The sequence below is a fragment of the Marinobacter persicus genome (assembly GCF_900114155.1).
In the GTDB taxonomy this organism is placed as follows: Bacteria; Pseudomonadota; Gammaproteobacteria; order Pseudomonadales; family Oleiphilaceae; genus Marinobacter; species Marinobacter persicus.
Map to the genome: position 1 here is coordinate 30,750 of NZ_FOSC01000013.1, position 12,438 is coordinate 43,187.

The 12,438-nt window shown below is 60.7% G+C and carries 12 protein-coding genes; 3 read left to right on the forward strand and 9 right to left on the reverse strand.

Annotated features, from left to right (window positions below; genetic code table 11):
* Positions 1-128: 128 nt before the first annotated feature.
* Together dnaG and rpsU are read right to left on the reverse strand one after the other, a co-directional pair.
* Positions 129-1,844: a DNA primase gene (dnaG, locus tag BMZ63_RS14025; protein WP_091706511.1), complete on the reverse strand. Its 1,716-nt coding sequence runs from the start codon at positions 1,842-1,844 to the stop codon at positions 129-131.
* A gap of 150 nt (positions 1,845-1,994) precedes the next feature.
* Positions 1,995-2,210 carry a 30S ribosomal protein S21 gene (gene rpsU / locus BMZ63_RS14030; RefSeq protein WP_007153483.1) on the reverse strand — a complete coding sequence of 72 codons (216 nt, stop codon included), beginning with the start codon at positions 2,208-2,210 and terminating at the stop codon, positions 1,995-1,997.
* Between the two features lie 232 nt (positions 2,211-2,442).
* Here rpsU and tsaD point away from each other — a divergent pair, with 232 nt between their 5' ends.
* Positions 2,443-3,498 (forward strand): tRNA (adenosine(37)-N6)-threonylcarbamoyltransferase complex transferase subunit TsaD, encoded by a 1,056-nt coding sequence (gene tsaD, locus BMZ63_RS14035; protein ID WP_091706513.1) that lies wholly within the window; start codon positions 2,443-2,445, stop codon positions 3,496-3,498.
* Positions 3,499-3,503: 5 nt separating this feature from the next.
* Here the strand turns inward: tsaD and plsY are convergent, their stop codons facing one another.
* Entirely contained in the window at positions 3,504-4,097 is a 594-nt protein-coding gene (gene plsY / locus BMZ63_RS14040) for a glycerol-3-phosphate 1-O-acyltransferase PlsY (RefSeq protein WP_091706460.1), read from the reverse strand.
* A gap of 138 nt (positions 4,098-4,235) precedes the next feature.
* Between plsY and folB the strand changes: the two genes are divergently transcribed.
* Positions 4,236-4,595, forward strand: coding sequence for a dihydroneopterin aldolase (folB, locus tag BMZ63_RS14045; protein WP_091706462.1), 360 nt, complete (start codon positions 4,236-4,238; stop codon positions 4,593-4,595).
* A complete protein-coding gene (gene folK / locus BMZ63_RS14050; protein ID WP_091706464.1) occupies positions 4,592-5,116 on the forward strand; it encodes a 2-amino-4-hydroxy-6-hydroxymethyldihydropteridine diphosphokinase in 525 nt (174 codons plus the stop codon). The genes folB and folK (BMZ63_RS14050) overlap by 4 nt, the downstream gene beginning before the upstream one ends.
* On the opposite strand, the gene pgi is transcribed toward folK (BMZ63_RS14050), so the two are convergent.
* From pgi to BMZ63_RS14080, 6 genes are all read right to left on the reverse strand, one after another.
* Entirely contained in the window at positions 5,090-6,745 is a 1,656-nt protein-coding gene (gene pgi / locus BMZ63_RS14055; RefSeq protein ID WP_091706466.1) for a glucose-6-phosphate isomerase, read from the reverse strand. The genes folK (BMZ63_RS14050) and pgi overlap by 27 nt on opposite strands.
* 40 nt (positions 6,746-6,785) lie before the next feature.
* Positions 6,786-7,634 carry a pantoate--beta-alanine ligase gene (gene panC / locus BMZ63_RS14060; protein ID WP_091706468.1) on the reverse strand — a complete coding sequence of 283 codons (849 nt, stop codon included), beginning with the start codon at positions 7,632-7,634 and terminating at the stop codon, positions 6,786-6,788.
* Positions 7,631-8,425, reverse strand: coding sequence for a 3-methyl-2-oxobutanoate hydroxymethyltransferase (panB, locus tag BMZ63_RS14065; RefSeq protein WP_091706469.1), 795 nt, complete (start codon positions 8,423-8,425; stop codon positions 7,631-7,633). Before panB ends, panC begins: the two co-directional genes overlap by 4 nt.
* 107 nt (positions 8,426-8,532) lie before the next feature.
* A complete protein-coding gene (gene folK, locus BMZ63_RS14070) occupies positions 8,533-9,030 on the reverse strand; it encodes a 2-amino-4-hydroxy-6-hydroxymethyldihydropteridine diphosphokinase (RefSeq protein WP_091706471.1) in 498 nt (165 codons plus the stop codon).
* The gene (gene pcnB / locus BMZ63_RS14075; protein ID WP_091706472.1) at positions 9,027-10,394 is read right to left on the reverse strand and encodes a polynucleotide adenylyltransferase PcnB; all 1,368 of its coding nucleotides are present in this window, start codon (positions 10,392-10,394) and stop codon (positions 9,027-9,029) included. The genes folK (BMZ63_RS14070) and pcnB overlap by 4 nt, the downstream gene beginning before the upstream one ends.
* A 644-nt stretch (positions 10,395-11,038) precedes the next feature.
* The gene (locus BMZ63_RS14080) at positions 11,039-12,436 is read right to left on the reverse strand and encodes a sigma-54-dependent transcriptional regulator (protein ID WP_091706474.1); all 1,398 of its coding nucleotides are present in this window, start codon (positions 12,434-12,436) and stop codon (positions 11,039-11,041) included.
* Positions 12,437-12,438: the final 2 nt, after the last annotated feature.

The following is a 12,438-nucleotide window of genomic DNA, read 5'->3' on the forward strand; positions in this document are numbered from 1 at the left end:
AACTCGCTTTTAAAAGGAAAAAAGTTAAACAGCCATTATAGCTGTCGCGTGGTTTTGCTGCCACCAGTCGGTTAGATGGTGATCAGCGCCCGTTGTTTCAAGTGCTGATGCCCAGGTTTCGGGTTTTACTACCCGCCGCTGAGCGTTCTGAGCTCTTCCCGTTCTTCCGGGGTGAGCGTGGCCAGGTTCCGGAGCAGGGTTGCCAGTCTTTGCTGGCGCGCGGCTTCTTCGTTCGGGGTTAACAGCTCTCTGGCGGCTGCCAGTGTGCTGTCCCGAGCCGGTATGTGCTCCAGACCGTCGAACAGGTTGTAAAACCGTTCGCGGGCCTGTTGATCTAGTGCCAGCCCCGCAACCAGTGCCTTGCGGGTCTGTATGTTGTTTTCTTGCAGCCAGCGGGCCAGTTGGCCGGCCTGGGGCAACTGGCGGCTGCTATCGGCCAGTGCGCGTATTTCTTCAGCCATTTCCGGCGCTTCCAGAAGTGCCAGGCACAAGGTGTTGTCCTTGCTGAGCTTTACATCAATGCGCGCTTCAGTGGGGCGTTTGTTCTGTTCGCCCCGCCAGCCCCGGTTGTTCTGTCCGGGCCTGCGGGTTTGCCATTGGTTGCCGCACAGGCGCTGCATTTCCTGCCACATGCCGTTGCGCAGCGTGGTGCGCGGCATTCTGTTCAGCAGCGGCTCGGCCCTGGCTTTCAGTTCGCTGCGGCCTTCCGGCAGTTGCAGGTCCAGGCCTTCGCTTTGCCGGTCAAACAGGAAGCGTGATAGCGGTGTGGCACCGGCAACCCGTTTTTCGAAAGCCTCGGCGCCCTCCTTGCGTACCAGGGTGTCCGGGTCTTCGCCGTCCGGCAGCATCAGAAACTGCAGGTGCAGCCCGTCTTCCATTAATTCCAGGGCGTTTTCCATGGCCTTGTCGGCGGCCCGGTAACCGGCCTGGTCACCGTCAAAGCAAAACACGATGTGCCGTACGTGCCGTAGCAGGGCCTTCAGGCTGTCCTGGTTGGTGGCGGTGCCCAGGGTGGCCACGGCGTAATGAATGCCGTGCTGTGCCAGGGCAATGACATCCATATAGCCTTCCACCACCAGAAGCTTGTCAATCTGGCGGAGCGCCTGCCGGGCTTCATGCAGCCCGTAAATCTCACGGCTTTTATGAAATACGTCAGACTCCGGAGAGTTGATGTATTTGGCCTTGTCGTCACCCAGTGTCCGACCGCCAAAAGCGACGGTTTTGCCCCGGGTGTTGCGGATCGGGAACATAACCCGGTTGCGAAACAGGTCCCGGGGCCGGCCGTACTTGTCCGAGACGGTTCCCGTTTCGATCAGCGGCGCTTTCAGGTCTTTGGGCGCGGCGTCGATCAGTGCGGTGCCGGTGCCGGGAGCAAAACCGAGTTGGTATTGCTGGATGATGCTGTCATCCAGGCCGCGTTGTTTCAGGTAGTCCCGGGCGTAGGCGCCTTGCTGGCCGGCCAGGGCTGAATGGTAAAAGCGGCTGGCGTAATCCAGGGCGTCGGTCAGGGTTCTGGCTTGCTGCATTTCCTGCCTGGCGGCCTGATCATAAGGCACTTCCAGGCCCGCGCGTTTGGCCAGCTCTTCGACGGCCTCGGTAAAGCCCAGGCCTTCGAATTCACGGAGAAAGCTGATCGCATCGCCGCTGGCACCGCAACCGAAGCAATGGTAAAACCCCTTGTCCGGGCGTACGTTGAACGATGGGGTTTTCTCGTCGTGGAAAGGGCAGCAGGCCTTGTAGTTGGCTCCGGCTTTCTTGAGGGTGATTCTGGATCCGATCAGTTCCGCCAGATCCGTGCGATCAAGCAGGTCTTCCACGAATCGTTGGGGGATCATCCCGCTCATGCTGGTTCCACTCACCCGAGGTGTTCTGGTAAACCGGCTTTCGCCATAGCCAAAAATGCCGCCGAAGCCAGGCCCCGGCGGCATTTTCGGTCTGCCGGCGAGGGCAAGCCTCCCCGGCATTCAGTTACTGCGCGAAACGCTCGCCTGAACTCAGTACAGACGTTCGAATTTGCGCTGCTCCCGCTGAAGCTTCTTGAGATGACGCTTAACGGCGGCAGCTGCTTTACGCTTGCGTACAGCGGTCGGCTTTTCGTAGTGTTCACGACGACGTACTTCAGACAGTACACCGGCCTTCTCGCAGGAACGCTTGAAGCGACGCAGTGCTACGTCAAACGGTTCATTCTCTTTCACTTTAACAGCTGGCATTCGAAAATCACCTACCTGATAGATTCGGTTTCAATGTGTTCCGCTCCGAAGCGTCGGGCGGCTCGATTCCTGGTCAGATTGGCTAAAACACGACCAGCGAATGTTTAAGGTCGGCAATGATAGCGGCTGGGTCTGTTCAGGTCAATCACTGTTCAACGAAACTGCCGGAGCCTTTCGGGTTTCTGCTAAAATGCCGGTTTGCCATTTCCAGCCGTTCGGATGCACCCAGATTATGCTGATTCTCGGAATTGAAACCTCCTGCGACGAAACCGGTGTCGCTTTGTTTGACGACCAGCAGGGTCTGCTGGCCCACGCCCTTTACAGCCAGATTGATATACACGCGGATTACGGCGGTGTGGTGCCGGAGCTGGCTTCCCGGGATCACGTGCGCAAGTTGCTGCCTCTGTGCGACCAGGTGCTGGCACAAGCGGGCAAGAGCCGGCGGGATATCGAGGGCATTGCCTACACTGCGGGCCCCGGCCTGGTGGGTGCGCTGATGGTCGGTGGTTCGGTGGCTCATGCCCTGGGGTTTGCCCTGGATATCCCGGTGTTGGGGGTGCATCACATGGAGGGGCATCTGCTGGCTCCGATGCTGGAAGACAACCCGCCGGGATTCCCGTTCGTCGCCCTGCTGGTTTCCGGTGGTCACACCCAGCTGGTTCGGGTGGATGGCATTGGTGAGTATCAAATGCTGGGCGAATCAGTGGACGACGCGGCAGGCGAGGCCTTCGACAAGACCGCGAAAATGCTCGGCCTGGACTATCCGGGTGGCCCCCGGGTAGCGGCACTGGCGGAAAAAGGCCGTGAGGGCCGGTATCGTTTCCCGCGTCCGATGACCGACCGTCCCGGGCTGGATTTCAGCTTCAGCGGGTTGAAGACGTTCACGCTCAATACCGTAAGCGCGGCGCAGGAGCAGGGCCGGTTTGATGAGCAGACCAGGGCCGATATCGCTCTGGCGTTCGAGTCCGCGGTGGTGGACACCCTGACCATCAAATGTCGCCGGGCACTGGAGCAGAGTGGCTGTGAGCGGCTGGTCATTGCCGGCGGTGTGAGTGCCAACAAGCGCCTGCGGACCGCGCTTGAGGCGATGGCTGTGAAACAGAAGGCCAAGGTGTTCTATGCGCGCCCTGAATTCTGCACGGACAACGGTGCGATGATTGCCTACGCCGGCGCGCAGCGCCTGAAAGCGGGCCAGTTCGATGGCGAACGCATTCTGTCGGTTCCCCGTTGGCCGATGGACACGCTGCCTCCGGTGAGCGAGCCCCGGGCCAATGGCCTGGTGGACTGAAATCTCTAAAGGCCGGTTTCCCGCCCCTGCGCCAGCCGGATCAGGTTGTTCCGGTGACGCACCACGATCAGCAGGGCGAGCAGTCCGAACAGGGGCAGGGTCTCCGGTTCCAGCAGGGCGCTGATCACCGGGCCGCTGATGATTGCCACCAATGAAGCGAGCGCCGATATGCGCCAGCGCCACATGATCACCAGCCAGATGGCTGCCATGATCAGTGTGGTTAACGGTGCCAGCGCCAGCCCCGCCCCCAGGGCCGTCGCCACGCCCTTGCCGCCCTTGAAGCGAAAGAAGGCTGGAATCATGTGGCCGGTGACCGCACACAGGGCCACGATCGCCTGTACCAGAATGGACAGGTCCGCCAGTTGCGCCAGCCACACCGGCAGCCAGCCCTTGAATGCATCGAGCGCCAGGGTGAGTGCGGCGGGTTGCCAACCCCCGACCCGGTACACGTTGGTGGCGCCGGGGTTGCCGGAGCCCAGTGCCCGGGGGTCCGGCAGGCGCCAGTAACGGCAAACTACCACCGCAAACAGCACCGAGCCGGCCAGATAGGCCGAGGCGCAGAGCAGAACTGTCAGAAGCGGGTTGCTGTTTACGTCCATGATTCGGAGTGGCGCAGACGCCAGTGGGTCATTTGTGAGAAAATCGCGCTTCGCGATTCGGGCTACAGGCACCTTCACCCTATCCGGTGCCTGACCATCATTCAATCAGCCTTGAGTGTAAGACAGCGGGAGTCAGGCTTGACAGATACGGTGTTTATAGAGGGATTGGCGGTTGAAACCGTGATCGGTGTGTACGATTGGGAGCGCACCATCAGGCAGCGCCTGCTGGTGGATCTGGAGATGGCCTGGGATAATCGTGTGCCCGGCGCCAGTGACGACGTAGCCGATGCGCTGGATTACGCTGCGGTCAGTGAGCGGGTGCAACAGCAATTGCAGGACCTGCAGCCGGCGCTGCTGGAAACCGCGGCCGAGGAAATCGCCAGAACCCTGCAACAGGAATTCGGGGTTTGCTGGTTGCGCCTGACTCTGAACAAGCCCGGTGCAGTGCCGGCGGCAGCCAATGTGGGTGTGAGGATTGAACGGGGGCAGCGCCCATGACCCGGGTATACATCAGCATTGGCAGCAACATCGAGCGGTATCGACATGTGCAGGCAGCGCTGGACGCCCTGTCGGAATGGTTTGGCGAGTTGCGGATTTCCCCGGTGTATGAGAGTGAGTCGGTGGGGTTCGAGGGGTCGGACTTTCTGAATCTGGTGGTTGCGATCGACACGGAGTTGTCGGTTGGTGAGCTCACCCGCCGGTTCAAGCGGCTGGAAGCCGTCAATGGCCGGAAAAGCGGGGCGCCCAAGTTCAGCCCGCGCACGCTGGACCTGGATATCCTGACTTACGGCGACACCGTGGGTGAGGTGGACGGCGTTCAGCTGCCGCGCGCGGAGATCCTGAAAAATGCCTTTGTGTTGAGGCCCCTGGCCGATATCGCTCCGGATGAGCGGCACCCGGTGTGTGGCCAGAGCTATGGCGAGTTGTGGCGGGCCTACAACACCGGCCAGAAACTCTGGCCGGTGTTGTTCAACTGGCGGGGCCGGGCGATTTCACACCCCGTTGGCGGCGCGGAATAACGCCACCAGATTGTCGGTTGCGCTGTCGGTTGCCCCGCCTGCCTCGCCCTTCAGGCGGGGCAGAATTTCATTGCCCATCTGTTTGCCCAGTTCCACACCCCACTGATCGAAACAGTCGATGTCCCAGATCACGCTTTGCACGAAGGTGCGGTGTTCGTAGGCTGCGATGAGAGCGCCCAGGCGGCCCGGGCTGAGCTTGTCCATCAACACAATGTTACTGGGCTGGTTGCCGGGGATGAGTTTGTGGGGGGCAAGAGCTTCGGCCTGCATCGCATCCATGCCGCTATCAAGCAGTTCCTGCCGGGCTTCCTCCAGGGTCTTGCCGGCCATCATCGCCCGGGCCTGGCTCAGACAGTTGGCGAACAGGATGGCATGATGGTCGCCCACCGGATTGTGGGAGGTCAGTGGCATGATGAAATCGGCCGGCACCAGCCGCGTACCCTGATGGATCAACTGGTGGTAGGCGTGCTGGCCATTGGCGCCAACGCCGCCCCAGAGCACCGGCCCGGTGGGATAGTCCACTGGCTGGCCGTGCTGGGTGACCCGCTTGCCGTTGCTTTCCATGTCCAGTTGCTGCAGGTGATCCGGCAGGTACTTCAGGTATTCATCGTAGGGCAGCACCGCCTGGGTTTCGGCGCCCCAGAAATTGTTGTTCCACACGCCCAGCAGCGCCATGATAACCGGCAGGTTACGTTCGGACGGTGTCCGGCGGAAGTGCTCATCCATGGCGTGTGCGCCCTCGAGCAGTTCGCGGAAGGCGGGCATGCCCAGCGTCAGGGCGATGGGCAGGCCGATGGCCGACCACAGGGAGTAACGGCCACCGACCCAGTCCCACATGGGGAAAATGTTCTCTTCGTCAATGCCGAAAGCCTTTGCTTCCGGGATGTTGGTGGTCACCGCCAGGAAATGTCGGGCGATGGCGCGCTGATTGCCGCCATTGTTCAGGAACCAGTCCCGGGCCACCAGGCTGTTGCTCAGCGTCTCCTGGGTCCGGAATGACTTGGACTGGACCAGAAACAGGGTGGTTTCCGGGTTCAGGGGCCTGAGGATGTCCTGCACATCGGTGCCGTCGATATTGGCAACGAAATGACAGCGAATCCCTGCTTGCGCATAGGGCGTGAGTGCCCGGACCACCAGCTTGGGACCCAGGAACGAACCGCCAATGCCGATGCTGACGACGTCTGTGAACGGCTTGCCGGTATGGCCCGTACGCTGGCCGGAATGCACGGCGCTGACCAGTTGTTCCATGCGCGCAAGCGTGGCCTGCACTTCCGGCACAATGTTCTGGCCATTTACCCGCACCTCTGTGCCGGCGGGCTGGCGCAGGGCGGTGTGCAGTGCCGGGCGGTTTTCGGTGCGATTGACGATATCACCGTCGAACAGCGCGTTTCTGCGTTGCTCCAGGCCACAGGCCCGGGCCAGATTTGTCAGTGCGCTCAGCACCTCGTCTGTCAGGCGGTTGCGGGAAAAATCCAGGGTCAGCCCCGCCCCTTCAGCCAGGTAACGTTGCGCCCTGTCCGGATCCTGTGCGAACAGTTCGCGCAGGTGGGTGTTGGCCAGTTGCTGTTTGTGCCTGGTCAGTACCTGCCACTCCGGCAGTTGAGTCAGGCTGGGTGTGTGCTCTGACATCCGTGAAAGGTCCTTGGCGGCAGTGAATACACGTTCCGTGTTAACGGTTAACGGACAGGTTGTCGATCAGCCGGGTGGTGCCCAGGAAGGCGGCGACCAGTAATGTCAGTTCCCGGTCGTTGTTGCTGGCCGGTTTCAGGGTCTGGCTGTTGACGATATTGAAATAGTCCGGACGCAGGCCCGCCCCGGTGAGCGCGTTGCATGCCTCCTGCTCCAGAGTCCGGAAATCGTTCCGGCCCTGGCGGAGCTGTTCGGCAGTGGCGCAAAGGGTCTGGTAAACGGCCGGTGCGCGAGCTCTTTCATCTTCTGATAAATAGCCGTTGCGGGAGCTTTTCGCAAGGCCGTCATCTTCACGTATGGTGGGGGCGCCCACCACCTGCACGGGAATCATCAGGTCCCGCACGAGCTTGCGGATGACCGCCAGCTGCTGGAAGTCCTTTTCTCCGAACACCGCGACATCCGGTTGCACCATGTTGAAAAGCATGGTGACGACCGTCGCCACACCCTCGAAGTGGCCGGGGCGGCTGGCGCCGCAATGGCCTTCGCTGACCTCCGGTACCACCACTTTGGTTTGCCGGGCCAGACCCTCGGGGTAGATTTCATCGGCAGAAGGGGCAAATACCAGGGTGTTGCCGGCGGCGGCCAGTTTTTCCTGGTCTTCGTTCAGGGTCCGGGGGTATTTGTCGAGATCTTCGCCTGCGCCGAATTGCATCGGGTTAACGAAAATGCTGGTCACGACTATGTCGGCGGATTCCACCGCCTTGCGCACCAGCGAGATGTGGCCTTCGTGCAGGTTGCCCATGGTGGGCACCAGGCCGATGGTCTTGCCCTGCTGGCGGTAGCTGCGCAGGATCGAACGGAGTTCTTTGAGCGAGTGGACGGTTCTCATGCCTTGAACGTATGCTCCTCAGCCGGGAATGTGCGTTCTTTGACGGCCTTCGCGTAGGCGGCGATGGCCTCCGGGATGGACCGGCTTTCTGCCATGAAATCTTTCACAAAGCGTGGCTTCCGCCCGGTGGTCAGGCCCAGCATGTCGTACACCACCAGTACCTGGCCATCGGTGTCGCAGCCCGCGCCGATGCCGATCACCGGCGCCCTGACTGCCTGGGTGATGCGGGCCGCCAGGGGTGCCGGTACGCATTCAAGCAGTATGACATCGGCTCCGGCCGCTTCCAGTTCGCAGGCATGCTCAATCATCGCCTCGGCGGCTTTTTCGCTGCGCCCCTGGACCTTGTAGCCACCAAACTTGTTGACGAATTGGGGGGTCAGGCCCAAGTGCGCGCACACCGGAATGCCCCGTTCGCTGAGGGCCTCGATGGTGTCACGCATCCAGTCCGTGCCTTCCAGCTTGACCATGTGCGCGCCTGCACGCATTAACTCGGCGGCGTTGTCCAGGGCGTCGGGAATGGTGCCGTAAGACATGAACGGCATGTCGGCCATGATCAGAGAGCCTTTGTTGCCCTGTGCCACGCAACTGGTGTGGTACACCATGTGCTCCATGGTGACCGGCAGCGTGCTGCTCTGGCCCTGAAGAACCATGCCCAGCGAATCACCAATCAGGATGACGTCAACCCCGGCCTCGCTGACCACCTGGGCAAAGGTGGCATCGTAGGAGGTGAGGGCGGAAAAGGCTTCGCCCTTTTCCTTGTATTCGCGCAGGGTATTGATGGTAACAGCCATAGGATCCTTGCCTTGTGGGTGGATGGGCCAGTACTCCGGGGTTGCCGGTTTTTGCTGAGCCTTAGATTAATGCCCGCTCCGGCAGGACACAAGCGTTGGCAGCGGGTTTACCGGCCTTGTGGTGGCTCGAGCTTGCGCAGGCGATTGTCCGGGCAGTGTTGGCGCAACTCCCGTATGGTGCGGCCGTCAGGCAGGGTCAGTTCCGGCGCCAGGTCCAGCAGGGGTTGCAGCACAAAATCCCGGTTCGCCAGTTCGGCATGGGGAACGGTCAGGCGGTCGTTTTGGATAGCCTGGTCGCCGAACACCAGCAAGTCCAGGTCCAGGGTTCGGGGGCCCCAGTGGCGCAGCCGCTCCCGGCCGTGGGCCTGTTCGATGGCTTGCAGCTGGTCCAGTAGCTGGAGTGCGCTCAGCCCGGTGGCCAGCAGCACCGCACCGTTGACGAAATCCGGCTGGTCCTGGGGCCCCACGGGCCGGCTGGCATAAAATGGCGACTGGGCCAGGAGTGTGGTGTCTGGCAGCGCTGCCAGGGCGGTAATGGCCCGGGCCAGTTGGTTGGCTGGCTGCTCCAGATTGCTGCCCAGCCCAACGTAAGCCTGTGTAGTCATGGCTGCGGACGTTTGTGCGGTGGTTTGCGTTTCTTGCGTTTCTTGCGAGGGCTGCCAGATCCAAGCTGGGCAATCATTTTTGATTGTCCGGATTCGTCGGCGTTCTGGAAATCTGTCCACCACTGCCCCAGCCCCGGTTCGATCTCGCCGGCGCTCTCCCGTATCAACAGGAAGTCGTAGGCGGCACGGAACCGGGGATGGCTCATGATGGCGAAGGCGCGCTTGCCCTGACGTCGGGGCAGGCGCATCTGCAGCTCCCAGATTTCCTTCATCGGGCCGGAGAAGCGCTTGGGGATTGCGGTGGAATGAACCTGCTGGCCGATGACCCGTGCAATGGCGCCATGCAGGGCGGGTTGAACCGGATCACCATTGTCCTGAAGGCGACGCCATTCAGCCTGTAGTGCTGGCCAGAGCAGGGCGGCAAACATGAAGTAGGGTGTGACCGATTTGCCCCGGGCAATGCGGGCGTCTGTGTTGCGCAGTGCCTGTCGGATCAGCTCGTCGGACTCGCCGGCTTCCAGCGCCGCCACGGTTTCGGGAAACAGTGGCGCCAGCAGGTTGTACTCACGCAGAAGGTCGAAGGTTGCCTCGCCGTGGCCTGCGGAAAGAAGCTTGAGCACTTCGTCAAACAGGCGCGCGGGCGGAATCAGTGTGAGCATGGCCGCCAGCTCACGGATCGGTGCTTCGGTCTCCGGCTCGATCTCGAAGCCGAGCTTGGCGGCAAAACGAATGGCGCGCAGCATGCGCACCGGGTCTTCCCGGTAACGGGTTTCCGGATCGCCGATCAGGCGGATCTGGCGGTTTTTCAGATCTTCCACGCCGTTGGCGTAGTCAATCACGGTGAAGTCCCGGATGCAGTAGTAGAGCGCGTTGATGGTGAAGTCCCGGCGCAGGGCATCCTCCTCCTGGCTGCCGTAAACGTTGTCACGCAGCAACAGACCGTGTTCGGAGGTCTTGTGCTCGTGATCACTGACGTCTTCCTCCACATCCTTGGCGTTGCCACGGAACGTGGTGACTTCAATGATTTCCCGCCCGAACACCACGTGAACAATGCGAAAGCGCCGGCCAATCAGGCGGGAGTTGCGGAACAGGTCGTGCACTTCTTCCGGGGTGGCGTTGGTGGCGATGTCGAAATCCTTGGGCTGGCCGCCCAGCAGGATATCGCGCACACCGCCACCGACCAGGTAGGCCTCGTAGCCGGATTTGTTCAGGCGGTGCAGGACCTTTTTGGCCGCCTCGCTGATCATCGACCGGGAAACGTTGTGCTGGTCCCGGGGGATTTCCTGCCGCTGGTAGTGTCTGGCTTTTTTCTTGCCGTTACCGGGCATGAAAGAACGGAGTTTTTGTACGAATCGTTTTGGCATGGAGTTCCGTGTTTGCGCTGAGCAAAAACGGGAGTTTAACGGTTTGAGCAGGATTTGCCCATGTCTGGGCGGAATTGTTGGGCATCTGAAAATCAAAAGGCGGCACCGTGTCTACGGAGCCGCCCCTGAAAGTATTGACGATCTGCATTGTTTTTGTTGTTGCCGGGTTTGTTTTTGTTGTTCCCCGTTATTGCCTGAAAAGGCTCAATCAATGCAAACGGAAAGCTTTGAATACGCAGAGTGATCAGTAGCAGGATGCGAATTCAGGGAAGGTGTAGCGTGGTACCTTCAGGTACTTCTTTTTCTCTACACACTTACCATTCGCGACTGCTGTAGGACCACTAAAAAGCATAGTACCCAAAACGCTCAGTTCGCTTACGCCCCGTTGTTGTTTTTGTTACCGGGCGGTCTCGTGCAGCTTTTTGTTTTTCTTGTGGCGCTGCGTTGTCACTGTTGTTTTTGTTGTTGTGCGCCATAAAGACTGCAGTGCGCGTGCCAGTTTTATAAAATCGTTTAAAAACAACATTTTGAGGTTTTTCGAGGTGTAAGTGTTACCCCGTATTTTGGGTATTTGTTACCGATACATGGGCCCGGGCAGTGTGGTTGTTACTGACAGGAACAGGCCGGTAACAAGTGAGGCGGGATTAGCTGCTTGTGTTACCGGTGGTTTTTTTACGTGGAATGCCCAGGCGCTGCCGGCGCTCCCACAACGACTTTCGGCTGATGCCGAGTTTGTGGGCCAGCTCGGTCTCGCTCATCTTGTCCTGGTTTTCCAGCACATAGTGCTGGAAGTAGTCTTCCAGAGACAGGTCGCCGCCTTCAGGAGCGGCGTGGGTGTCGGGCGACGCGGGGGATGGCGAGGCACTGCCGTTGGTTGGTTCGTCCTCGCTGTCCAGGTCAAGCACCGCCGGTGTGATTACATCGCTGTCGGCCAGGATAGACGCGCGTTCGATGGCGTTTTCCAGTTCCCGCACGTTACCGGGCCAGCGGTAACCTTCCAGCAGTTGCATGGCCTCGGGGCTGAGATTCAGGGTTGGGCGCCCCAGCTTCTGTGCCTGGCGTTCAAGAAAACGCTGGGCCAGGCCGAGAATGTCCGCGCGCCGCTCCCGCAGCGGCGGGATGCGCACCTGCATAACGTTCAGCCGGTAATACAGGTCTTCACGGAACTCTCCGGTCCGGGTCATGGCCTTGAGGTTGCGGTGGGTGGCGGCAATCATGCGGACATCCACCTTGCGGCTCTGGGTGGAGCCAACCTTGCGGATTTCGCTTTCCTGCAGCACCCGTAACAGTCGCGCCTGGGCTTCCGCAGGCAGTTCACCAATTTCATCCAGGAACAGGCTGCCGCCGTCGGCCGCCTCAATCAGCCCGGTCCGGGCGGACACCGCACCGGTAAAGGCCCCCTTCTCGTGGCCGAACAGTTCCGATTCAATCAGGCTTTCGGGGATGGCTGCGCAGTTGACGGAAATCAGTGGCTTATTGGCTCGGGGGCTGAGCAGGTGCAGCGCCCGGGCCGCCAGCTCTTTACCGGTACCGGACTCGCCCTGGATCAGCACAGTGGTTTCGGTGGGAGCCACCTTGCGGATCAGGGTGAAGACGGTTTGCATGGCGTCGCACTGGCCGAACATGATGCTGGACGGATCGCTTTGTTCGGGTGCCGGGTCATCGGTTGCCGTGTCAGCCTTCGGTTTTTCGGCTGTTTTACGGGACAGGATGCTCTCCACGGCGGCCAGCATCTCGTCGTGGTCGAACGGTTTGGCGATGTAATCCACGGCCCCCATTTTCATGGAATCCACCGCTGAGCGCAGGCTGGCGTAGCTGGTCATGATCAGCACGGGCGTGTTGGGGGCCCGGGTGATCATTTCGGTGCCGGCGGCGCCGGGTAACCGGAGGTCGGTAATGATCAGGTCAAAGCTTTCCGGTTCCTGCTCCTGGGCGTCTTCCACGGAGATCGCATCGGCCACTTCGTAGCCGGCATGCTGGAGCAGCTTGCGTACGGCAGAGCGAATAATGTCTTCGTCTTCAACAATCAGAATGCGGGGCATAA